The 23,722-nt window shown below is 59.7% G+C and carries 19 protein-coding genes; 12 read left to right on the forward strand and 7 right to left on the reverse strand.

Features of this window, described 5'->3' with window-relative positions:
* Positions 1-109 precede the first annotated feature (109 nt).
* A complete protein-coding gene (locus QR290_RS15980) occupies positions 110-889 on the forward strand; it encodes a TSUP family transporter (RefSeq protein ID WP_011334290.1) in 780 nt (259 codons plus the stop codon).
* Here the strand turns inward: QR290_RS15980 and nudC are convergent.
* The 3 genes from nudC to QR290_RS15995 form a co-directional block, all read right to left on the reverse strand.
* Complete coding sequence (gene nudC / locus QR290_RS15985; RefSeq protein ID WP_039768669.1) at positions 857-1,687, reverse strand: NAD(+) diphosphatase; 831 nt, start codon at positions 1,685-1,687, stop codon at positions 857-859. The genes QR290_RS15980 and nudC overlap by 33 nt on opposite strands.
* A 6-nt stretch (positions 1,688-1,693) precedes the next feature.
* On the reverse strand, positions 1,694-2,506 hold the full coding sequence (locus QR290_RS15990) for a crotonase/enoyl-CoA hydratase family protein (RefSeq protein WP_289203056.1): 813 nt from the start codon (positions 2,504-2,506) through the stop codon (positions 1,694-1,696).
* Positions 2,507-2,588: 82 nt separating this feature from the next.
* Positions 2,589-3,362: a class I SAM-dependent methyltransferase gene (locus QR290_RS15995; RefSeq protein WP_289203057.1), complete on the reverse strand. Its 774-nt coding sequence runs from the start codon at positions 3,360-3,362 to the stop codon at positions 2,589-2,591.
* 158 nt (positions 3,363-3,520) lie between these two features.
* Here QR290_RS15995 and QR290_RS16000 point away from each other — a divergent pair, with 158 nt between their 5' ends.
* The 4 genes from QR290_RS16000 (at position 3,521) to pncA (ending at position 6,034) form a co-directional block, all read left to right on the forward strand.
* A complete protein-coding gene (locus QR290_RS16000) occupies positions 3,521-4,054 on the forward strand; it encodes a tetratricopeptide repeat protein (RefSeq protein ID WP_289203058.1) in 534 nt (177 codons plus the stop codon).
* A 62-nt stretch (positions 4,055-4,116) separates the two neighbouring features.
* Positions 4,117-4,602, forward strand: coding sequence for an RNA polymerase sigma factor (locus tag QR290_RS16005; protein ID WP_435875099.1), 486 nt, complete (start codon positions 4,117-4,119; stop codon positions 4,600-4,602).
* On the forward strand, positions 4,599-5,357 hold the full coding sequence (locus QR290_RS16010) for an anti-sigma factor family protein (protein WP_115078046.1): 759 nt from the start codon (positions 4,599-4,601) through the stop codon (positions 5,355-5,357). Before QR290_RS16005 ends, QR290_RS16010 begins: the two co-directional genes overlap by 4 nt.
* Positions 5,358-5,407: 50 nt before the next feature.
* The gene (gene pncA, locus QR290_RS16015; RefSeq protein ID WP_289203059.1) at positions 5,408-6,034 is read left to right on the forward strand and encodes a bifunctional nicotinamidase/pyrazinamidase; all 627 of its coding nucleotides are present in this window, start codon (positions 5,408-5,410) and stop codon (positions 6,032-6,034) included.
* A 39-nt stretch (positions 6,035-6,073) separates the two neighbouring features.
* Here the strand turns inward: pncA and QR290_RS16020 are convergent, their stop codons facing one another.
* Positions 6,074-7,375: an ATP-binding protein gene (locus tag QR290_RS16020; RefSeq protein WP_289203060.1), complete on the reverse strand. Its 1,302-nt coding sequence runs from the start codon at positions 7,373-7,375 to the stop codon at positions 6,074-6,076.
* A 4-nt stretch (positions 7,376-7,379) separates the two neighbouring features.
* A complete protein-coding gene (locus QR290_RS16025) occupies positions 7,380-8,081 on the reverse strand; it encodes a response regulator transcription factor (protein ID WP_065261627.1) in 702 nt (233 codons plus the stop codon).
* Between the two features lie 306 nt (positions 8,082-8,387).
* Here QR290_RS16025 and QR290_RS16030 point away from each other — a divergent pair, with 306 nt between their 5' ends.
* The 3 genes from QR290_RS16030 (at position 8,388) to QR290_RS16040 (ending at position 13,380) form a co-directional block, all read left to right on the forward strand.
* Positions 8,388-9,545, forward strand: a complete 1,158-nt coding sequence (locus QR290_RS16030; RefSeq protein ID WP_289203061.1) for an efflux RND transporter periplasmic adaptor subunit — start codon at positions 8,388-8,390, stop codon at positions 9,543-9,545.
* A gap of 15 nt (positions 9,546-9,560) precedes the next feature.
* Positions 9,561-12,659, forward strand: coding sequence for an efflux RND transporter permease subunit (locus tag QR290_RS16035; RefSeq protein ID WP_289203062.1), 3,099 nt, complete (start codon positions 9,561-9,563; stop codon positions 12,657-12,659).
* Positions 12,660-12,738: 79 nt separating this feature from the next.
* Entirely contained in the window at positions 12,739-13,380 is a 642-nt protein-coding gene (locus tag QR290_RS16040) for a DUF1345 domain-containing protein (protein ID WP_289203063.1), read from the forward strand.
* Between the two features lie 54 nt (positions 13,381-13,434).
* On the opposite strand, the gene QR290_RS16045 is transcribed toward QR290_RS16040, so the two are convergent.
* Together QR290_RS16045 and QR290_RS16050 are read right to left on the reverse strand one after the other, a co-directional pair.
* Complete coding sequence (locus tag QR290_RS16045; RefSeq protein WP_289203064.1) at positions 13,435-16,086, reverse strand: autotransporter outer membrane beta-barrel domain-containing protein; 2,652 nt, start codon at positions 16,084-16,086, stop codon at positions 13,435-13,437.
* A 241-nt stretch (positions 16,087-16,327) separates the two neighbouring features.
* Positions 16,328-19,174, reverse strand: a complete 2,847-nt coding sequence (locus tag QR290_RS16050) for a hypothetical protein (RefSeq protein ID WP_289203065.1) — start codon at positions 19,172-19,174, stop codon at positions 16,328-16,330.
* A 237-nt stretch (positions 19,175-19,411) separates the two neighbouring features.
* On the opposite strand from QR290_RS16050, the gene QR290_RS16055 reads away from it, so the two are divergent.
* The 4 genes from QR290_RS16055 (at position 19,412) to QR290_RS16070 (ending at position 23,704) form a co-directional block, all read left to right on the forward strand.
* On the forward strand, positions 19,412-20,440 hold the full coding sequence (locus tag QR290_RS16055) for a LacI family DNA-binding transcriptional regulator (protein ID WP_289203066.1): 1,029 nt from the start codon (positions 19,412-19,414) through the stop codon (positions 20,438-20,440).
* Between the two features lie 99 nt (positions 20,441-20,539).
* Positions 20,540-21,322, forward strand: coding sequence for a sugar phosphate isomerase/epimerase family protein (locus QR290_RS16060; RefSeq protein ID WP_289203067.1), 783 nt, complete (start codon positions 20,540-20,542; stop codon positions 21,320-21,322).
* Positions 21,315-22,349 (forward strand): sugar kinase, encoded by a 1,035-nt coding sequence (locus tag QR290_RS16065; RefSeq protein WP_289203068.1) that lies wholly within the window; start codon positions 21,315-21,317, stop codon positions 22,347-22,349. Before QR290_RS16060 ends, QR290_RS16065 begins: the two co-directional genes overlap by 8 nt.
* 56 nt (positions 22,350-22,405) lie before the next feature.
* Complete coding sequence (locus QR290_RS16070; RefSeq protein WP_115078056.1) at positions 22,406-23,704, forward strand: MFS transporter; 1,299 nt, start codon at positions 22,406-22,408, stop codon at positions 23,702-23,704.
* Positions 23,705-23,722: the final 18 nt, after the last annotated feature.

Raw genomic sequence — 23,722 nt, forward strand, 5'->3', positions numbered from 1 at the left:
TTGAGCTGTCGGTGGTCGAGTCTTATGGGTCGCCGCAACATTCGGAAATGAGTAACATGACTGCCCTCCCCGCAGCCCAGCTCTGCAACCTGCCGAATAAGCCGATTCCATGCCTTTCGAACTCAGCGTTGACCTCACCACCCTGGCCGTTCTGGCCCTTGTCGCTTTCATTGCCGGATTCATCGATGCCATCGCCGGCGGTGGCGGTCTGTTGACCACGCCTGCGTTGCTCACCGCCGGCCTGCCGCCGCACTTGGTGCTGGGCACCAACAAGCTGAGTTCGACCTTTGGTTCGGCCACCGCCAGCTTCACCTTCTATCGACGCAAACTGTTTCATCCCAAGCAGTGGATGCATGCCATCGTCGGCACGCTGGTCGGCGCACTGACCGGCGCGATCGTCGCGCACTATCTGCCAGCCGAGTGGCTGAACAAGATGCTGCCGGTGATCGTCTTCGCCTGCGGCCTGTACCTGTTGTTTGGCGGCACGCCGAAAGCGCCGCTGGACAGCGACGCACCGATCAAGAAGAAGTGGCAATCGACCCAGGGCTTCAGCCTTGGTTTCTACGACGGCGTGGCCGGCCCCGGCACGGGCGCGTTCTGGACCGTCAGCAGTCTGCTGCTCTACCCGATCGATCTGGTCAAGGCCAGCGGCGTAGCGCGCAGCATGAACTTCGTCAGCAACATTGCAGCACTGTCGGTATTCGTGTTTTCCGGGCAGGTGGACTGGATCATCGGCCTGAGCATGGGCCTGTCGGTGATGGTCGGCGCGTTCTTCGGGGCGCGCACCGCGATCAGCGGCGGCGCCAAGTTCATTCGTCCGGTGTTCATCACCGTGGTGCTGGGGTTGACCGTGCGTCTAGCCTGGCAGCACTGGTTCAGCGTGGCCTAAGCGCCGCGCCACGTAGACGTCGATCAGGTAACGGGCAATCGATTTGGACGCCGGCAACGGCGGCAGATCATGCACGTTGAACCACTGGGCGTCTTCGATCTCGTCTTCCTGACAGACAATCTCGCCACCGGCGTATTCGGCATGGAAGCCGAGCATCATCGAGTGCGGAAACGGCCAGCACTGGCTGCCCATGTACTGAATGTTCTTCACCTCGATCTGCACTTCCTCGCGCACTTCGCGAATCAGGCAATCCTCGGCCGATTCACCCGGTTCGGCAAACCCGGCCAGCGTGCTGTAGACCCCGGTGACGAAACGCGGTGAGCGCGCCAGCAGCACTTCATCGCCCCGGGTCACCAGCACGATCATGCTCGGCGAAATCCGCGGATAACTGCGCAGATCGCAGGGCTGGCAATACATCGCCCGCTCCCGTGGCACCTGGGTCATGGCCTGACCGCAATTGCCACAGAAACGGTGTTCGCGCGCCCAAGTGCCAATCTGTGCGGCGTAGCCCAGCACTTTGTAGATCGTGTGATCGCCGTCGAGCATGAACGCCCGCAGGCCTTTCCAGTTGCAACCCGGCACCTCGCTGGTGCTGCGCAGTTCCAGCAGATACACCGGCTCGCCATCGAGATGACCGATACCGTGCTCGGCAAGGATCGACAAGTCCTGACGCTTGAGCCATTCCCGGGGGAACAGCGCGCCGTTGTCATCGAACAGGAAACCCTCGGGGCTGCGCGCCACGGCCCAGCCGCCGGGTTGATCGGTGTCCAGTACTGCAGTGGTCCAGCGAGATGTCATGGTTTCTCAATCCAGAAATTCGGGTTTCTGTTTGCTCATATGGGCGGCCATGGCCACGCGCAAATCGTTGGATTGCAGCATGGCGGCGTTCCAGGTGGCAACGTACTCCAGACCATCGTCAATGCGATGGTCGCGCATGTAGCTGATCATTTCCTTGGTGCCGGTGACCGCGATCGGCGACTTGCCGGCAATTTCCCGGGCAATGTCCATCACGCCTTCGATCAGGCCGTCCTTGTCGCTGTAGACGCGATTGACCAGACCGATGCTGCGCGCCTCTTCGGCGCCAAAGGTGCGACCGGTGTATGCCAGCTCACGCAGCATGCCGTCACCGATGATCCGTGGCAACCGTTGCAGGGTGCCGACGTCCGCCGCCATGCCGATGTCGATTTCCTTGATCGAGAATTGCGCGTCTTCGGCGGCGTAGCGCATGTCGCAGGCGGCAATCAGGTCGATCGCGCCGCCCAGGCAGTAACCCTGGATCGCTGCGAGTACCGGTTTGCGACAATTGTCCACGGCATTGAACGAGGCTTGCAGGGTCAGGATCTTTTTGCGCAACAGGCGCGCATTGCGGCCGACGTCCTTGCCCAGTTCATTGGCCACGCCGGCCAGCATCATCAGGTCGATGCCCGAGGAAAAGTGCTTGCCGGCGCCACTGAGCACCACCACCCGCACTTCGTCGGTGTCGTCGATCCACTGGAACACCTCGACGATTTCACTCCAGAACGCGGCGTTCATCGAGTTGATCTTTTCCGGACGATTGATCTGCACATGGGCGATGTTGTCGGCCAGTTCGACGCTGAAGGCGGTGTATTGAGTCATGGCAGAAATCCTTTACCGGGCTGAAAATGAGGCCCGAACTATAACAAGGCATCAGCACGGCGGTTCGGCCAAATGCGGGACTCTAGCCGTTCTTCACGGCGACGAAGGCCGCCGTCTCGTAAGGCACCGTCACCACGTCCCTGCCCCGCAGTTGCGGCTCGCCGGCAATCAATTCAGCAATCTGCTCGTCGATCTTCGTGCGCTGCTGGTCGCTCAGCGCGGCAATGAAACTGGTGGAGCGCACCCGGTTGAAAATCACATCTTCCGGCGAGCCGGTGTGGCCGTGCTGAAAGTGCTCAGCCTGCAACGGTCCGAACGCCGGATGGGGAAAGGCCTTGCGCCATTCGCCGGTGTAGAAGCGCGGAGTGTCACCTTCCAGCGCATTGACGATGGCGTCCAGTTTGGGCACCCAGTCGACCCGGGTGTCGCGCAGGTTCCAGATCAAACCCAGTTTGCCGCCCGGTTTGAGGACCCGGGCGATTTCATCCAGTGCCTCGCGACTGGCAAACCAGTGAAAGGCCTGCGCGCAGACCACGGCATCCACCGAGGCGTCGGGCAGCGGCAAATCCGTTGCGGTGCCGCTGACGGCCAACACTTGCGGCCAGGCCAGTGACAGTTTTTCCAGCATCTGCGCCACCGGCTCCACGGCAATTACCTGGGCGCCGGTCGCCACCAGCCGTCCGGTGAACTTGCCGGTGCCGGCGCCGAGGTCGATAACGGTCTTGTGGCCATCGAGGCCCAGTGTGCCCGTCAGCCATTCGCTGACGGCCGGCGGATAGTCGGGCCGGCCTTTGACGTAGGTGTCGGCGGCGGTTTTGTAGCCGCTGGCGGCCGAGTGGTGAACCTGATCTTTCATGGCCAAACTCCCATGGTAGAACTGCAGATCGACAACGAATGCTGACGAGCATAGCGCCGGAAAAAGGGCTTTCCTTTAACAAAGCCTGACAAAGCAATGAATAAATTTTCACCCTGCGGTGTTCAAAGTAAAACATGACCCCCTGTGGAGCCTTGCCCATGACTATCCGTTCCGTTATGTTCGCCGCCCCGTTGCTGGTGGCCGCCGTTTTCGCGACCCCCCTCGCCTTCGCCAATGGCGATGAAGAGGCGCCGGTGCAGAAACCCAACTGCCCGAAAGGCCAGGTGTTCGACACCAAGACCCAGAAGTGTGTGATGCAGACCAGCCATCTGGTGCCCGACGCCGACCGGACCGATTACGCCTACCGTCTGGCCAAGGCCGGTCGTTATGAAGAAGCCCTGGCCCTGCTCGACACGCTGCAACAACCGAATACCGCCAAGGCCCTCAACTATCGCGGTTACGCGACGCGAAAACTGGGGCGCACTGACGAAGGCATCGGCTATTACCTGCAATCGGTGAAACTCGATCCGCAGTACGCGCAGGTCCGCGAATATCTGGGCGAAGCCTATGTGATCAAGGGCCGTGTCGATCTGGCGCAGGAACAGTTGCAGCACATCCAGAAGATTTGCGGCACGACCTGTGAGGAATACCGGGACCTTGCCGAAGCCATCAACGATTCATCGAAAACCTGACACAACACGTGGAGGCGAACATTTTCAGCGATCAGGCCTTCAGAGCCGAACTCGGGCAACACCTGGCGCGCCTGTGGCGCTACGGCTTGCTGCTGTCGCGCAACCGGCATGTGGCCGAGGACCTGGTGCAAGCCACCTGCGTGCGGGCGCTCGAACGTTCGGTCCAGTACGTGGCCGGCACGCGCATGGACCGCTGGCTGCTGAGCATTCTGCATTCGATCTGGCTTAACGAAGTGCGCGCCCGCCGGGTGCGCCAGGGCCAGGGCGTGACAGACGCCAACAGCCAGCTGACGTTCGATGGCGAATACGCCGCGCAGACCCACGTCATGGCGGCACAGGTGATCCGCCGGGTCGATGCGTTGCCGGAAACCCAGCGCGAAACGGTTTATCTCGCTTACGTCGAGGGCCTGTCCTACCGCGAAGTCGCCGAGATCCTGCAAGTGCCGATCGGCACGGTCATGAGTCGACTCGCCACCGCCCGCCTGAAGCTGGCCGAATACCCGCCGCTGCAAGCGGTACCGAATACCCCCGCAGGAGACCGGCAATGAATGCGCCTTCCGACGAGCAACTGGTGGCGTATCTGGACGATGAACTGGACCGCGAACAGCGCAGCCAGCTCGACAGCCTCATCGCCGACGATCCGCTGCTGAGTTTGCGGGTGCAATGGCTGAGCCGCAGCAACCTGCCATTTAAGGCTGCCTACGACGAACTCGCGCAACAGGCGCCTCTTGATCGCTTGCAGGCCCGGCTCGATGCCGCGCCGTCACCGCAGAAGCCAGGTTTCAGCCGACGCTGGTTCATCGGCGCAGCGGCAGCGGGCGTGGCGCTCGCAGGTATCGCGGCGGACCGCTTGTTCCTGGCCTGGCAAACGCAGCAATCGCACAACTGGCGTGAGCTGGTGGGCGATTACATGGCGCTGTATGTGCCACAGACCCTCGAACATCTGCCCACCGATGAAGCTTCGCAACTGGCGCAGTTGCGAACCGTCGATGCGCGGCTGGGCGTAAACCTGTCGCCGGCGAAACTGAAACTGCCCGGCGCACAGTTCAAACGCGCGCAATTGCTCGAGTATGACGGCGTGCCCATCGCCCAGATGACCTGGCTTGACGCCACCCACGGCCCACTGGCGCTGTGCGTCACGCGCACCAACAGCGGCAGCCAGCCGCTGGCCCATGAACGCCGGCACGGGATGAACGTGGTGTACTGGACCGAGCGCGAACACGCCTGGATGCTGATCGGCCATCACCCGGCTTCCGAGCTGGAAGACATGGCGAAAATGTTCAAGACCCGGCTGAACGTTTAAAGAATTTTGTCACTATGCTGCCCGGGTGATTTTCCAAGAAGGATGGATTTATGCCGATTTCGCCACGCACAGCCCTGCTGGTCATCGACGTGCAGAACGACTTCATTCCCGGCGGCCAGTTGGCCGTGCCCGAAGGTGATCTGGTCGTTCCGCTGATCAACCGGCTCGCCGGGCAGTTCAAACAAGTGGTCATTTCCCAGGACTGGCACCCGGCCGGACATGCTTCGTTTGCCTCCAGCCATCCCGGCCGCCAGCCCTACGACCTGATCCAACTGCCGTATGGCGAGCAGACGCTGTGGCCGGATCACTGCATTCAGGGTTCACGCGGTGCCGAGTTTCATTCGGGACTCGACTTGCCCCACGCACAGTTGATCATCCGCAAGGGTTGCAACCCGGACATCGACAGCTATTCGGCATTTCTGGAAGCGGATCGCGTCACGACCACGGGTCTGGCCGGTTATCTGAAGGAACGCGGCATCGACACGGTGTACATGGTCGGGCTGGCGCTGGATTTCTGCGTGATGTTCTCCGCGCTGGATGCGCGGGCGGCGGGGTTTAACACTTTTGTGGTGCTGGATGCGTGCCGGGCAATCGATTTGAATGGCTCGCTGGCGACGGCGATCGAGCGGATGCAGGTGGCCGGGGTCGGATTGATTCAGTCCACTGAACTGCTTTGACCGACTTGATGATCGCTCTGGGTGGGAACTCAGCGATCATCAAGTCGGGGTTGGCAGCCAGAGCATGAACCGAGCCCCACCCAACGGCGAACCTTCCACCGTCAACGTCCCGCCCTGCGCTTCCAGCGCCCGACGGCTGATCGCCAGCCCCAGGCCAAACCCGCCGGTCGCCCGATCGCGACTGCGATCCAGGCGATAGAACGGCTCGAAAATCCGCTCCCGCTCGTCTTCCGGAATGCCGATCCCGTCGTCATCCACCCAGATCTCACAGCCCTTCGGGCAGACCTGCACACCGATCTGAATGCGTTTTTCGCAATAGCGCATGGCGTTGCGCAGCAGGTTCTGAATCGCGCGGGCCGTCAGGCGCGGGTCGAGGGAGAAGCGTTCCAGCTGATTGTGCAGCAGCACATCAATGACTATTTCCGGGGATTCCAGCTCCTCGTCGACGCTGCCCAGAATGCTGTCGATGAACTCGTCCAGCGACACTTCGACCTGCTCCGGCAACTTCGCCGGATTCTGCAGGCGGCTGTAGGACAGCAACTCCAGCACCAATTCATCCAGTTCGCGAATGTGCGCGACCAGCCCTTGCAGGCGTTCGCGGCTGGCCTGCGGCAAGTCATCGGACAGCGCCAGTGCCAGGCCGAAGTCCAGGCGGGTCAGCGGCGTGCGCAGTTCGTGGGACACGGCGTTGAGCAGATCCCGTTGCTGGTTGAGCAGGTTTTCGATGTCGCCGGCCATGGTGTCGAACACGTGGGCCAGACTGCCAATGTTGGAACTCACGCCGATTTGCGTGCGCTCGCTCAAATGGCCCTTGCCGAAGCGTTCGGCCGTGCCCTTGAGGCGTTCCAGATCGCGCCAGTGCGGGCGAAACCACAGCAACAGGCACGCCAGCAGGCTCGCGCCGATCAGTACGTTGATGCTCCAGTACAACAGATTCACGTCCATCGGGTCCGGCGGCACCACCATCTGCACCGCCATTTCGTCGTTCAGCGGCGTGACCGCCAGCGTGCGCCAGCCCCAGTCGCCCACCCGCACCATGTTCTCGCCGCGCCGCAGACGTTCCTGCTCGATGGCGGTGAAGTCCGGGTCATCAATACGGGCAAGGACGATGTGCAGCGGCTGAAAATCCTTGTCCATCGACGCCGCGAGTGCCGGCCACTGATCCTGCGGCACCGCGCGAAACTGCTTGGTGATCAGCGACTGCAGGCCACGGGAATAGTCGAGGTTGTAGGTGACGAATCGCTGCTTGAACGCCATCACCACCAGATCCGGCACCAGATAGATCGCCGCGCTGTAGGAAACGATCGTCACCAGATAGAGGCGAAACAGGATTCTGAACATCGAATCAGCATTCCCACTCGGAACGGCTGAACAGATAACCCTTGCCCCACACGGTCTTGATCTTGCGCGCCTCACCGGCGTGGTCGTCGAATTTGCGTCGCAGCTTGGAGATCGCCACGTCCACCGAACGGTCGGTGCCGTTGAACTCGATGCCGCGCAGGCGTTGCAGGATCTGGTCGCGGCTCAGCACTTCGCCGGCATGACGGGCCAGCACCACCAGCAGGTTGTATTCGCCGCTGGACAGCTCGACCGGCTGGTCGCGCCAGGTCACCGTGCGCTCGGATAGATCGATGCACAGATTGCCCATCAGAATCCGGTCGTTGGCGGTCATCGGCTCGCCGAGGCTGCTGCGCCGCAGCAAAGTACGGACCCGCGCCAGCAGGACTCGTGGTTCGCAGGGTTTGGTGACGTAATCATCGGCACCCATTTCCAGGCCCAGCACCTGATCGTGGCTGTCGTCACGAGCGGTGAGCATCAAAATGGGTAGCGTTGCCGAATCGGCGCGCAACAGGCGACACACCTGCAAGCCGTCGAGGCCCGGCAGCATCAGGTCGAGAATCACCAGGTCCGGCGGATTGAGCCGCGCCCGTTCACGCACATGGTCGCCACGGCCGATCACGCTGACGGAATAGCCGTTGCGCTCGAGATAGCTGGAGATCAGTTCGGCGAGGGCGGTGTCGTCTTCGACCAGGAGGATGTTGGGCATTTAGGTGATCCAGAACAGGCGGTGGCGACTGGCAGGGCCTCTTCGCGGGCAAGTCGAAACGTCGCACCGCCGCTCCCACAGTGATTGTTGGTGTTCACAACATCTGTTTTCACACCGGATCTGTGGGAGCGGGCTTGCCCGCGAAGGCGGCTTATCTGTCGCAATAAATATCAAGGCGTAAAGGATATACGCCCTCACTCGTCCCTGAGCAAAACCCTTACACAATTTCACACAGCACCTACAAAGCTTCACCGCTACCCTCGGCGACTGTCCGTAGGATGCGCAGATCAATATTGGGGGTTGTACATGTCGAAGAATCTGCTGGCCGGGCTCGGCCTGATCGCATTGGCGCTGACGCTGAGTGCCTGTGATAAATCCTCGAACGCCGAGGAACAGGCGCCGCCGGCCACCGTGCGGATCGAAACCCTTGAGGCGCGCCCCCTGTCGATCAGCAGCGAACTGAGCGGGCGGATTGCCGCGCCGCGCATTGCCGAAGTCCGCGCCCGGGTGGCCGGTGTCGTGCTGCAACGCACCTTCCGCGAAGGCAGCGACGTGAAAAAGGGCGACGTGCTGTTCCGCATCGACCCGGCACCGTTCAAGGCTGACCTCGACAGCGCCGAAGCCGCTCTGCGCAAGGCCGAGGCCAATGCATTCCAGGCAAAACTGCAGGAACAGCGCTACGCCCAGTTGATCGACGACAAGGCCATCAGCGCTCAGGACTACGACAACGCCCGCGCCAACGCCCGGCAGACTGCCGCTGACGTTGCGGCCAACAAGGCAGCCGTTGAGCGCGCGAAACTGAATCTGGGCTACGCCACCGTTACAGCGCCGATTTCCGGGCGCGTCGGCCGCGCTCTGGTGACCGAAGGCGCGCTGGTCGGCCAGAACGAAACCACGCCCATGGCGCTGATCCAGCAACTGAACCCGATCCACGCCGACCTCACCCAGTCCACCCGCGAACTCAACGAGTTGCGCCGGGCATTCCGTTCCGGCCAGTTGCAGCAGGTTGGCCAGGATCAGATCAAGGCCACGTTGATTCAGGACGACGGCAGCCTCTATCCACTGCCGGGCAAATTGCTGTTCAGCGATATCACCGTCGATCCGGGCACCGGGCAAATCATTCTGCGCAGCGAGTTCCCCAACCCGGATCTCGACCTGTTGCCGGGAAGCTATGTTCGCGTGCGTCTGGAACAAGGCGTGATCCAGCACGGCCTGACCGTGCCGCAACGCGCGGTGCAGCGTGACAGCGCGGGTGTGGCGCAAGTGTTGACGGTCGACGATCAGATGCGCGTCGCCCAGCAGCCAGTACAACTGGGCGCCGTGCAGAACGATCGCTGGATCGTCACCGGTGGCCTGAAGGCCGGCGACCGCATTGTCATCGAAGGCCTGCAACACGCCCGCCCGGGTGAAATGGTGCAGATCGACGACACCCCTCTTCCACTTGCCCAGACCTCTGGTCAGTAAGCAGGACGCTTTTCTATGCCGCAGTTCTTTATCGACCGCCCGGTGTTCGCCTGGGTCGTCGCGTTGTTCATCCTGTTGGCCGGTGCGCTGGCCATCCCGCAATTACCGGTGGCGCAATACCCCGACGTCGCGCCGCCGCAGATCGAAATCTATGCCGTCTACCCGGGCGCCTCGGCGCAGACCGTCGACGAAAGCGTGGTCAGCCTGATCGAGGAAGAACTCAACGGCGCCGATCACCTGCTTTATTTCGAATCGCAGAGCAGCCTTGGCAGCGCCACGATCAAGGCAACTTTCCAGCCGGGCACCAACCCGGAGCTGGCACAGGTCGATGTGCAAAACCGCCTCAAGGTGGTCGAGTCGCGCCTGCCGCAAGCGGTCAATCAACAAGGTTTGCAGGTGGAGAAAGTCTCCGCCGGTTTCCTGTTGCTGATCACCCTGACCTCCAGCGACGGCAAGCTCGATGACGTAGCACTCAGCGATTATCTGGCGCGCAACGTGATGAACGAGATCAAGCGCATCGACGGCGTCGGCAAGGCCCAGCTGTATGGCGCCGAGCGGGCGATGCGGATCTGGGTCGATCCGCAGAAGCTGATCGGTTTCAACCTGACGCCGGCTGACGTCAACGCCGCTATCGTCGCGCAGAACGCCCAGGTCTCGGCGGGCAGCATCGGCGATCTGCCGAACCCGAGCACACAGGAAATCACCGCGACGATTCTGGTCAAAGGGCAGCTTTCGACGCCGGAAGAGTTCGCCGACATCGTGCTCAAAGCCAATCCGGACGGCTCCACCGTGCGCATCAAGGATGTGGCGCGAGTCGAGATCGGCAGCCAGGAATACCAGTTCGGCACCCGTCTGAACGGCAAGCCGTCCACCGCCGTCGGCGTGCAACTGTCGCCGGGCGCCAACGCCCTCAGCACCGCAACGCTGATCCGGGCGAAGATGGACGAGCTGTCGCGCTATTTCCCGGCCGGCGTGGAATACAAGATTCCCTACGACACCTCGCCGTTCGTGAAGGTCTCGATCACCAAAGTGGTCTACACCCTCGGCGAAGCGATGTTGCTGGTATTTGCGGTGATGTTTCTGTTCCTGCAGAACATCCGCTACACGCTGATCCCGACGCTGGTGGTGCCGGTGGCGCTGATGGGCACCTTCGCGACCATGCTCGCGCTGGGTTTCTCGATCAACGTGCTGACCATGTTCGGCATGGTGCTGGCCATCGGCATTCTGGTGGACGACGCCATCGTGGTGGTGGAGAACGTCGAACGGATCATGGCCACCGAAGGCCTGTCGCCCAAAGAAGCGACGCGCAAGGCGATGCGGCAGATTACCGGCGCAATCATCGGCATCACGCTGGTGCTGGTCGCGGTGTTCATTCCGATGGCATTCATGCAGGGTTCGGTGGGCGTCATCTACCGGCAGTTCTCGCTGTCGATGGCCACCTCGATTCTGTTCTCGGCGTTCCTCGCCCTGACCTTGACCCCGGCGTTGTGCGCGACGCTGCTCAAGCCGATCGCCAAGGGCGAGCATCACGAGAAGACCGGGTTCTTCGGCTGGTTCAACCGTCGCTTCGAGCAACTGACCGATCGTTATCAGGGCTGGGTCGGCTACGCGCTGAAACGCACCGGTCGTTATCTGCTGATCTACGTTGTGTTGCTGGTGGGTCTGGGTCTTTGCTTCGCGCGTCTGCCCTCCTCGTTCCTGCCGGTCGAGGATCAGGGTTACACCATCACCGATATCCAGTTGCCACCGGGCGCGACCAAAAATCGTACCGTGCAGGTCGCCGAGCAGCTCGAAGCACACAACAATGGCGAACCGGGCATCAGTGACAGCGTGGTGATTCTCGGTTTCAGCTTCTCCGGCAGCGGGCAGAACGCCGCACTGGCCTTCACCACGCTCAAGGACTGGTCGCATCGCGGCAACGACGACTCGGCCAGCTCGATTGCCGACCGTGCCAACATCGCCCTGAGCCAGATCAAGGATGCGATGGCATTTTCGGTACTGCCGCCGCCGGTTGACGGCCTCGGCACTTCCAGGGGTTTTGAATTCCGCCTGCAGGATCGCGGCGGCCTCGGCCATGCGACCTTGATGGAGGCGCGCACCCAGTTGCTGGAAGCCGCCGAGAAAAGCCCGATTCTGATGAACGTGCGTGAAAGCGCCCTGGCCGAAGCACCGCAAGTGCAGCTTGAAGTGGATCGCAAGCAGGCCAATGCCCTGGGCATTTCCTTCGCAGACGTCGGCAACGTGCTTTCCACTGCCATTGGTTCTTCGTACGTCAACGACTTCCCCAATCAGGGGCGGATGCAACGGGTGGTCGTGCAGGCCGAAGGCGATCGCCGCAGTCAGGTCGATGACCTTCTGAAAATGCACGTGCGCAACGACGCCGGGAAAATGGTGCCGCTGTCGGCGTTCGTCAAAGCCACATGGACTCAAGGCCCGGCGCAACTGACCCGCTACAACGGCTACCCGGCAATCTCGATTTCCGGTGAGCCGAAACCCGGTCACAGCACCGGCGAGGCCATGGCGGAGATCGAACGGCTTGTGGCCCAAGGGCCGAAAGGCATGGGTCAGGAATGGACCGGTCTGTCGCTGCAGGAGCGTTTGTCCGGCAGTCAGGCGCCGATCCTGCTGGGCCTGTCGCTGCTGATTGTGTTCCTGTGTCTGGCGGCACTGTACGAGAGCTGGTCGATTCCGACTTCCGTGCTGCTGGTGGTGCCGCTCGGTGTGCTCGGCGCGGTGCTGGCGGTCACACTTCGCGGGATGCCTAACGACGTGTTCTTCAAGGTCGGGCTGATCACCATCATCGGTCTGTCGGCGAAAAACGCGATCCTGATCATCGAGTTTGCCAAGAGCCTGTATGACGAAGGTCATGACCTGATTGACGCCACGCTACAAGCCGCGCGTCTGCGCTTGCGGCCGATTGTCATGACTTCGCTGGCATTCATTCTGGGTGTGGTGCCGCTGGCGATTGCCACCGGCGCTAGTTCGGCGAGTCAGCAGGCGATTGGTACCGGGGTGATTGGCGGGATGATTACCGCGACGTTGGCGGTGATCTTTGTGCCGGTGTTCTTCGTTGTGGTGATCAAGCTTGTGCGCAGGTTCGCCAAGCCCGATTGATTGACCACTCCCTGCGCGGTGGCCACAGGTCGCCGCGCTGGGCTAAGGTGTCTGAACCACCCTGGCCCGTCGAGTCCCCATGCGCTTCCTCGCCCGAACCCACCCTCGCCTCTCCGCTGCCGCATTGGTCGGCCTTGCCGCCGGCCTCCTGGCCCCGGCGGAATCCGTCATCAGCAAAATCCTCATCGGCTGGAATGCCGGGGTCTGGACGTACTTGATCCTGATGCTTTGGCTGACCATCCGCGCCAAAGCGCCGGACGTCAAACGCATTGCCGAAGTCGAGGATGAAAATGCCGGGCTGGTGCTGTTCGTCGTCTGCATCGCCGCTTTGGCCAGCCTGGCCACCATTACCGTCGAGCTGGCAGGCAGCAAGGATCTGGAAACCAGCCGCAAACTCCTGCACTACGGTTTTACTGCATTGACGGTGATCGGTTCGTGGCTGCTGATCGGGGTGATTTTCTGCGTTCACTACGCCCGGCTGTTTTACACTTGGGACGGCAAGGAACCAGCCCTGCGCTTTGCCGAAGGCCTGACCACGCCCAATTACTGGGACTTTCTGTACTTCTCGTTCACCATCGGCGTGGCGGTTCAGACGGCGGATGTGGGCGTTGCGACCCGGGAGATACGCAAGATCGTGCTGGCGCAGTCGTTGATCGGGTTTGTGTTCAATACGGCGATTCTGGGTTTCTCGATCAACATTGCCGCCGGGCTCTTCGGCTGAGCACATAAAAAAACGCCCCGGCATTGCTGCACGGGGCGTTGTTGTTTCAGCGCATCAAAAGAAGTAACTGACTCGCAGGCTGCCACTCCAGTCCTGATTGACGGTGTTGCCCTTACTGCCGCCGACCTGGCCTGAAACCTGCCAATTGCGCTGGACCGGCGTCCACTTCAGACCCGCTCCATATTCGACTCCGCTGCTGGCGCGATCATCATCGAAGCTGTCGTCGTTGATCTTGACCCGGTTGGCTTTGACGAACTCATGGTTGGCACCCAGCGACAGGCTCGGCTCCAACAGACTGCCGTTTTCAAGCGCGATGACTCGACCGCCCCTGACACCGACATTGCCCTGAAGCGAACGCATGGTGTCGGCCTCGACCTCAAGGCCATTGTCCAACCGATAGCTGTCGCTCTGGGTCACGCCGGTCGATACCCGGACCTGCGGCTCGACAAACCAGTTGTCCTTCAGACGAATGTGCTTGCCCACCGCCACCGAACCGCTGGCCCCCAATGCCTTGTAATCACCCTTGGCCCGCGTGCCATCGCTCATGGTGACCTTGGCTTTGTTGTCGAACTGGTTGACCTTGGCCATGACATTGACGAACACGCCGCTTTCAATATCGTACGTGCTGCCGTAAACGCCGGCATTCAGGCTGTCGACTGTCGCGCTGGAGCCATATTTGAGGTCCATGTTGGTGCGACTGGCCCCCACAAAGCCACCGATGACCCAGGCACGGCCGGCAATGTCCACCGTTGTATCGGCACCACCGGTGATGCCGTTCTGGTTCTGGGTGTAACCGTCACCGAAGGCATTTTTGACGTTGTACTGGTTGCCATAAGTGCGTACCCAGACGCTGTTGCTCAGTTTAGTGGTGTCACTGTCGCTGGCCGCGCGAAGCGAAGCATCGGGGCGGATGCTCAGACCACGATCACCGATCTGGTCGCTGAGCATGTTCATCTCGGCATTCAATACACTGCGGGCACTGCCGGCGAGGGCCAGGGCGGTGTTTGTAGAGGTACTGACGGTTTCCTTGTCCGGGGTGAGGTACAAGCCCTGCCCCTCCTGTTTCAATCGGTAAACGAATGTACCGGCATCCACTGTGTCCTTATTGGCCAATGCAAAAGCGGCGGTACCGGCGGCAATGTTGCCGACTTGCACTTGCTCTGCGGTAACCGGAGTCGTGCCCGTGGCAGAAACCAGCAATTGATGCTGACCGCTTGCGGTGCCGGTCACGTTCAGGAAGTCAGTACTGCCTGTTCCCATGTCCGTTCCCATCACGAACGTGCCATTACCGGTGAGATTGCCAACATTCAGTTGCAGGAACTGCTCATTGGTGCCCATTTGCACGACACCGTTGTTCATGCCCAGTTGCTGCACGGTGCTGTCGCCGGTCATGACCCATCGCGCAGCATTGTTGACAGTCAGGTTGCCCGAGTTGTTGATCTGGCCAGTGAGCGCTGAGCCGTTGTCCAGCAACACGCTGCCGTTGGTATCACTGGTGACGTTACCGGTCAGCGTGCTGCCATTGTTCAGCGAAAGGCTGGCGACATTGTTGACGTTGCCGTTGATTTCCGAGCCCCCGTCCAGTGAGACACTACCGTTGGTATCGCTGGTGACGTTACCGGTCAGCTTGCTGGCGTTATTCAACGAAAGGCTTGCGACATTGTTGACGTTACCGTTGATGACCGAGCCGTTGTCCAGGCTGACAGTGGCCGCCGTTCCCGCGACGGCTTCTACGTTGCCGTTCAAGGCAGCGCCAGTGTCGAATCGGGACTGAGTGACATTCTGCAGATTGCCGTTGAGCGTGGCGCCGTTCCGCATCAGCAGTGCAACCGTGCTGCCGGTCTCGGCAACCACATTGCCGGTCAAGGTACTGGAATCGACATTGAAGTTGGCGGTGGAGCGGTTGATCGCCTTCAACACCGAGCCATCGCCGCCGACAAGTTCTGAGTTGCCACTGACATTGATGTTGGCGACAGTCCCGGCGCTGCCGGAAGAGCCCAACACGATGGACGATCCGGTCCCGCCGGTCACACGGGTGTTGTTGAGCGTCACGGTGCTGGCGTTGACACCCGTGTTGTCCGTCACGATTTGCAGACCGTCCTGTGCGCCGATAATCGTGCTGCCTGTTGCCGATAACGTTGCACCGCCCAATTGCACACCGTAACTGGTGGCGCCTGTGCCGACGACTGTCGAGTCCGTAAGATTCAGCACTGCGAATCCCACAGCGTTCGCGCCGCCGGGAACACCGGTGATCACGCTATTACCAGTGACGGTTGCAGAAGACGATGCAGGCGTATTGATGTTGCGTCCCAGCAAAAGCCCGAAACTGTTGGTGCTGGTGAGCGTGCTGTTATCGATTGTGGCAGAGCTGTCGCTAAGGGCCATCGCCCCCCTGCCGGTCGAACTGTTAACCGTTGCACCCGACAAAGTCAGCCTGGAAGCATCACGTGCGTCGATACGCTGGCTTTGACCACCATTGAACACAACATTGGCCGCTAGCGAAGTAACAGATAGGGTGTCTGCGTTGTTGATTGTCAGAGTTCCGCCCTGGGAGACCGTCCAGACTTCTGGCGCCGGAGGGTTGGTGACCGTTTCGCTCTCACCGGGGTTCAATATTCGAGCGTGCGCATTGGAAGCGCCGAGAAAAACCGCCGCAAGTAAATAACCGGTAGTTGCACAATGGTTTAAACGTGATGATAGAGGCATGAGTACTCCGTTCAGCGAACATATTCGAAGCGACTTTTCTGACAGACTGCGAGAAAAGCGCCCCAGAAAACGCCCGACAGATTAATCAGCAAGCTCTTTGCAAGATGTAGGAAAAGTCCCATCATCTGTCGGATTTATCTTCAAACAACTATGGAAATCTGCCTCTCACTCTTCAGAAAGCGATCAATATCGCGGGAAAGAGGAATCTCTCCCGCGATAAAGTTCCCTCAAGCCCCAACCTTCATGTTGCCGGCACAGGAGTCCGGTCGCAGTACTCTGCGCTCGAAGTAATCGTGTCGAGTTTTTTGACGAGTTCAATCGATGTTTGAACCCCACCGATGTTTGCGGTGTACCACAACTTGATCCAGGCAAGCGCATTCTGTTTGGGTTGTGCAAGTTTGAAGATTGCAGCAGTACCGACGCTTGCTACATCAGGAGTACCAGCAGCCAGGATCGTATAAGGCTGGGAGTCCGCCGTGTTGGGAATCAAGGCCGTTGCTGTCGCATTACTGTGTGCTTCCATGTGTACAGTGATGACAGTACCAACCGGCAGATTGACGGGATCCTTGGGGATACCGAGTGCCAATCTCCAGTTGGTGGCGGCATTGTTCATCGCGAAACAGTCACACTGGTCTTTCAGCGGATTACGAATCCGGATGGTTGGTTGCAGCAAGTCGATTTTCTTGCCACTGACCGCTACATCTTGTGAGGGAGAACTGACAACGTTTTTATCAATACCGGTTTTCTGACGTGTCCAGTGGGCTTTCACCGTTGGCGTTGGCAAGGCACCAATGGTAATTGCCGGGACGGTAACGCTGAACGTCGTCATGTCCGCGAATGGTGAAACCTCATCGACATACTTGCCATCCAGATAGAACTTGGCCGTTTCAGTCGAGTTCAGGGGTGGATCCGCAAGTGCCAACGTCACTTCAATTTTCCCCGGCTTGTCACGATCCCCCGGTTGCAAGGTGTTGGGTACATTGGAAGCACCAGTAGTCACTGGCAAGGCAAACGCCGGGTTCACCAGTTCAGGCAACTCCGGATACAGCCCCCCTGCTGGATAAAGATCTGCCCAGAAGAACAACTCCGGAGAAGGGAACGTATTAGCGCCACGAACAACCTCAGCCCAGATCTTGAATTCCGAAGCCTCTTCGTACGGACCGAAAAGGTCGGCGAAGAATCCTGTATAGGGCACGGGGAACGTCACGTCCGCATTGGTGATAGCCACCGGGCCCAGCATCTTGAAGTTTGTTGGGTCCAAGGCATCTTCGATGTAAACCTGGACCTCGTCGCCCGGTTCCAGATTATCGATGAACGCCCGTTCAACGATCGAGGAAATAGGCTCTTCAGTGCCATCAGGCTTGAGGAAGTTATCCAGATAGATCGTCGTGGTGGCATTGGGATCAGTGGCCGGCACCAACGGGGCTTTGCGCAAAACCGGATCCAGTGCGAGCCCAAGTGTCAACAAGGCTGCGGGGGTGGAGCTGGCGCTTCTGTTCCCGACATGGTCGGTCCAGAAGTAATGAGCCATCACTCGCCCGTTTCTGTGTTTGCGCAGTTCGGTATTAGGTACCGTAATAGCGCCAGAGGCCGGGACGACAGCATCAAATACAACGATATCCACGATGTTCGGAGCCACACCCGACACCAGATGGAGTTCCAGCTTGTCATCAAGTCGACGATTCGGATAGGCAACGCCGAAAACCAGCTGCAGGTTCGCGTTGGCCTGCATCCAGGCTTCGTTGACAAGTCGTTGCGCATCGGCCGGTGCATTGGTGAACGTGGCGTTAGGGGTTGGCGGTGTCAGTCGTTTGGTGGGGAACTTGAGTCCAAAAGGTGGGTTTTCGTCAATAACGACGCTTACGACGTTAGATGGGTCATCGGTGCCCGCACCATTCTTGTAAACCAGCACTTGCAGATCGTACGCAGTAGGAGTCGCGGGTTGAGGCAAATCCGGTAGCAGCGCCTTGTCTATTTCTATCAACATGGGGTCCGTACGATCGGCAATCGGTCCCAATATTCCATAAAGTATTTGCTGGAGTGGCTGCCCGGCGACGGCCGCCCAGACATCATAGTCATCATCCTCCTCTGGTTGGGAGAGGGCAGCGAGTTTGATAATGACCTTTCCTGTATCCAACTGACTCTTTGGAATGAAATCATCCGCGATCGTATCCACCGTAATCGCCGTCGTAAAAATACCATTCACGCTCGCACCCAGCTTTGGTGGATTTTCTCTTGCTTTAAAAGTTACTTGCTGTTGAGCAGTCATTTGCATTTCTCCTTCATTGAACCCGGACGGGCTACTCTGACCAGGTATTACCTGATCGATCTTCACAAGTGATCTTTCTGATTCGGCAATGAGCCGGCCATTACGCAACAACTGACAGACAGCAATTGCGGAACTGTTATCGAACAATGGAGATATGTGCTTCAGATACGGCACAACATGGTCAAAGCCATTGGCTATATCACTCTCGGAGAGTTCTTTATCCCATACACCATAAGTACCTGGTACCTCAGGCCCACTGGCATTCAACGAGGAATAGCCTCGAAATGTAATTTTTGCAACATCGCCGCGAACAGCGATATTTTTGAAGCTTGGAAAGCTAATGGTCACACCACTGGTCATAGGCGGATTGGTATTTCTGTTCAAATACCCCCAAAGCGTCGCGTGGATGAACCAAGGCAACTTCAGCCATGCAAGCGGCGTTCGATCAATAAATAAATGACGTATCGGAGAGGGATCATCATTACCGGCGTCGCCTTTCCAGATCTTGTAATAGAAGTCTATAGGACCATCGACTTCCAAGTGCTTCGGCGTCAAATCGAAATACAAAAACTCAACTGTCAAGGGCGTCGGGTATTTAACGTTGTAGATGGTTTCTTCCACTCCGTTATGAATTTTAATTATCCATAACCGGTCGTCGAGTTCTGGAAGCAACCAATAAGGAATGCGAAACTTCGATCCGCCCTTAATGATGTCCCGAGGAACATAAACCTCGCTATCATCCATCCCCTCAACTGAAAGCGGCAATGCCAACACGCCTACGGGCTTCCTGGGGGCTTGACTGGGTAGCATCGAAGTCATTTTCCATCTCCGATTCATACGAGACGTTCGCGAGGTACAGGCACTTTGTTCTGCATTTCTGTAGAGAAAATTAGGCGCCTCCATAGAGGATTTTCCTACTGTCAGATCTGACAGGTATTGCTACCGCCTGTCGGACTCATCCGCCCCTTACGCCCCTACACAAAACATCTTCACTTGACGTCACCAAAGGGTTTAGTGTTTCCTGAAACCGGTTTCAGACAATAAGAAGACCCAACCGTGAACGATTTCTCCGCCGCCCAGCGCAGCCGCGTCACCATGCTCGACGTCGCCGAACACGCCGGCGTTTCCAAGGCCAGCGTCTCGCGTTTCATCGGCGATGACCGCGCCCTGCTCTCCGATGCCATTGCCCAGCGCATCGAGCAGTCCATTGCCGAACTCGGCTACCGCCCCAATCAAATGGCCCGTGGTTTGAAACGCGGCCGCACTCGCCTGATCGGCATGCTGGTGGCCGATATCCGCAACCCTTATTCGATTGCCGTGATGCACGGGGTAGAGACCGCTTGCCGGCGGCACGGTTACAGCCTGGTGGTGTGCAACACCGACCGCGATGACGAGCAGGAACGTCAGCACCTGGCGCTGCTGCGCTCGTACAACATCGAAGGGCTGATCGTGAACACCCTCGGTCATCATCGGGATGAACTGGATGAGTTGAAGCGGGAAATGCCGCTGGTGCTGGTGGATCGCAAGGTTGAGGGGCTGGACAGCGACATGGTCGGACTGAACAACCCGCAGGCCATCGAAATGGCGCTGGAACATCTTCAGCAGCGAGGCTTTCGCGATGTACTGCTGGTGACTGAGCCCTATGACGGCACCAGTTCACGGATCGAGCGGGTCAGCAGTTTTCAGCAGCAGATTGGCCAGCGCAAAAGCATGAATGGTGCGGTGCTGGAAACCGGCTCAAGCCTTGCGAACGATCTTCAAACCTTTTTGAACACAACTGATAACGGCCCAAAGGCCCTGTTCTGCGCCAATGGCGTGGCAGCGCTGGCCTGTACCTTGGCGTTACGTGAAATTGGCTGCCGGTTGTTCGAGGATGTCGGGCTGGTCGCGCTGGATGATCTGGATTGGTATCCGTTGGTGGGCAGCGGGATTACTGCCCTCGCCCAGCCTACAGAGGAGATTGGTGCGCGGGCTTTTGAGTGTTTGCTCAAGCGGTTGCGTGGGGATGATGAAGCGGCGCGGACACTGGATTTTGCGCCGGTGCTCATTGAGCGCGGATCGACCCGTGGATTTTGTGGTGACTGACATAGCCTCGACTTGCCCGCGAAGGGGCGCGAAAGAGCACCGCACAACTTGATGATTTTTTTTGAACAAAAATGAAACCGGTTTCAGAGGTAGATAACAATGAATAAACCTGCCGTTTCCATCAGCCTCTCCAGCTACGGCGCCGACCTCGTTCGCCGTCGTGGCCAGGCTTCGTTCATCGAGGTGCTGACCGCTGCCGGCGCCAATCGCATCGAATGGCGCGAAGAGCTGCTGACCAACGAAGTCCCCGAACAGCTCGCCGCCGCCACTCAAGCCGAATGCCTGCAAAGCATCTATTCCTCGCCCACCGAGCTGTGGCTGGCCGGCCAGTCGCGGCCCAATCCCGAACTCATCACCGCATTGCAAAACGCCGAAGCATTCGGTTCGAAGTGGCTGAAGGTTTCCCTGGGTTTCTTCACCGACAACAATGATCTGCAATCACTGGCGCAAATCCTTGCGCAAAGCCCGGTGCAACTGCTGGTGGAGAACGACCAGACCCTGCACGGCGGTCGCATCGAACCGTTCCAGCGCTTCTTCACCGCCGTCGAACAACACAACCTGCCAATCAAGATGACCTTCGACATCGGCAACTGGCAGTGGCAAGACCAGTCCGCCACCAGCGCCGCACGCCTGCTGGGCCGCCACGTCGGTTACGTGCATTGCAAAGCCGTGGCCCGCCGCGCCGACGGCAAACTGGTAGCGGTGCCGCCCGCCGCCACCGACCTGCATCTGTGGGAACAACTGCTGCGACACATGGCCCAAGGGGTCATGCGCGCCGCCGAATACCCGTTACAGGGCGATGATCTGGTGCAACTCACCACCGAACACGTCGCCGCCCTCGCCCGCCTCGGCCAATCCCGCCTGGAGCCTGCTCATGTCTGAGATCGATATTCTGTCGTTCGGCGAAACCATGGCGATGTTTGTCGCCGAACAAAGCGGTGATCTGGCCTGTGTCGACCAGTTTCACAAACGGATTGCCGGGGCTGACAGCAACGTGGCCATCGGTTTGTCGCGGTTGGGTTTCAAGGTTGCGTGGCTGAGCCGGGTCGGTGCCGATTCGCTGGGACGATTTGTCGTTGAGACCCTGGCTCGTGAAGGACTGGATTGCAGCCATGTCGAAGTCGACAACGCGCACCCGACCGGTTTTCAGCTCAAGTCGCGCAACGATGACGGCAGCGATCCGACGGTCGAGTATTTCCGTCGCGACTCGGCGGCCAGTCATCTGTCGTCGCAGTCGATCACCCCGACGCTGTTAAGCGCCCGGCATCTGCATGCCACCGGCATTCCGCCGGCGCTCTCGGCGTCGGCGCGAGAAATGTCCCGTGAGCTTATGACCCGCATGCGCAACGCCGGGCGCAGCGTATCGTTCGACCCGAACTTGCGCCCGAGCCTGTGGGCCAGTGAGCGGGAGATGATCACCGAAATCAACCGCCTCGCCGCCCTCGCCCACTGGGTGTTGCCGGGGTTGAGCGAAGGCCGGTTGCTGACCGGGCTTGAGGATCCGGCGGACATCGCCGCGTTCTATCTCGATCGGGGTGCCGAAGCCGTGGCGATCAAGCTCGGGCCGCAGGGTGCGTATTACCGCACGCATCTGGATCAGGGGTTTGTCGCCGGGGTGCCGGTTGAAACCGTGGTCGATACGGTCGGCGCCGGCGATGGATTTGCGGTCGGGATGATCAGCGCCCTGCTGGAGCACCAAAGTTTTCCCGAGGCGGTCAGACGCGCCAACTGGATTGGCAGTCGGGCGGTGCAGAGCCGGGGCGACATGGAGGGCTTGCCGACCCGATCCGAACTCACCGCTGAATTCGAGGCCGCCTTCGCGAGCAAGTCGAATCGTCGCACCGCCGCTCCCACACTGGAATGCGTTCCAAATGTGGGAGCGGGCTTGCTCGCGAATGGGCCCGCATAGTCACTACAAAATCTGAACCCTGCTGCGACAAAAACAACAAGCTCAGGAGCAAGACCATGAAAACCGCAACCCTCGCCACCCGCCGCTGGTGGTACATCATGCCGATCGTGTTCATCACCTATAGCCTGGCGTACCTGGACCGGGCCAATTATGGATTCGCTGCTGCCTCAGGCATGGCCGCCGACCTGATGATCACCCCGGGGCTGTCCTCGCTGCTCGGCGCGCTGTTCTTCCTCGGCTACTTTTTCTTCCAGGTACCCGGCGCGATCTACGCACAAAAGCACAGCGTCAAGAAGCTGATCTTCGTCAGCCTGATCCTCTGGGGCGGGCTCGCCACGCTGACCGGCGTGGTCTCCAACGCCTATTGGCTGATTGTCATCCGCTTCATGCTCGGTGTGGTCGAAGCGGCGGTGATGCCGGCGATGCTGGTCTATCTCTGTCACTGGTTCACCCGCGCCGAACGCTCGCGGGCCAACACCTTCCTGATCCTCGGCAACCCGGTAACGATGCTGTGGATGTCGGTGGTCTCGGGCTATCTGGTGCAGCACTTCAGCTGGCGCTGGATGTTCATCATCGAAGGCTTGCCGGCGGTGCTCTGGGCATTCATCTGGTGGAAGCTCGCTGATGATCGTCCGGCCCAGGCCAAGTGGCTCAGCGACCGGGAAAAGCACGATCTGGAAAGCGCGCTCGCCGCCGAACAGGTCGGGATCAAAGCGGTGAAGAACTACGCCGAAGCGTTCCGTTCGCCGAAGGTGATCATTCTGGCGCTGCAGTTTTTCTGCTGGAGCATTGGCGTCTACGGCTTCGTGCTGTGGCTGCCGTCGATTCTCAAGGCCGGCGCGCAGATGGACATGATCGAGGCCGGCTGGCTGTCGGCGTTGCCGTATCTGGCGGCAGTGATCGGTATGCTGCTGGTGTCGTGGGGCTCGGACAAACTGCAAAAGCGCAAACGCTTCGTCTGGCCGCCGCTGCTGATTGCTTCGGTGGCGTTCTACGGCTCCTACGCCTTGGGCGCGGAGCATTTCTGGTGGTCGTACACGCTGCTGGTGATTGCCGGCGCCTGCATGTACGCGCCGTACGGGCCATTCTTCGCCATCGTTCCGGAAATCCTGCCGGCCAACGTTGCCGGCGGCGCCATGGCGCTGATCAACAGCATGGGGGCTCTCGGTTCATTCGGCGGTTCCTATCTGGTCGGTTACCTCAACAGCGCCACCGGTTCGCCCGGCGCTTCGTACCTGCTGATGAGCGGCGCGCTGATGCTGTCGGTGGTGCTGACGATTTTTCTCAAGCCCGGCGCCAGCGACCGGATGACGGCCAAGCGCGTCGCACCGCGCCCGCAGCCAGCCCATTCCTGAATTGATAGAGAGATGACT

The sequence above is a fragment of the Pseudomonas fluorescens genome (assembly GCF_030344995.1).
Taxonomy (GTDB): Bacteria; Pseudomonadota; Gammaproteobacteria; order Pseudomonadales; family Pseudomonadaceae; genus Aquipseudomonas; species Aquipseudomonas fluorescens_BF.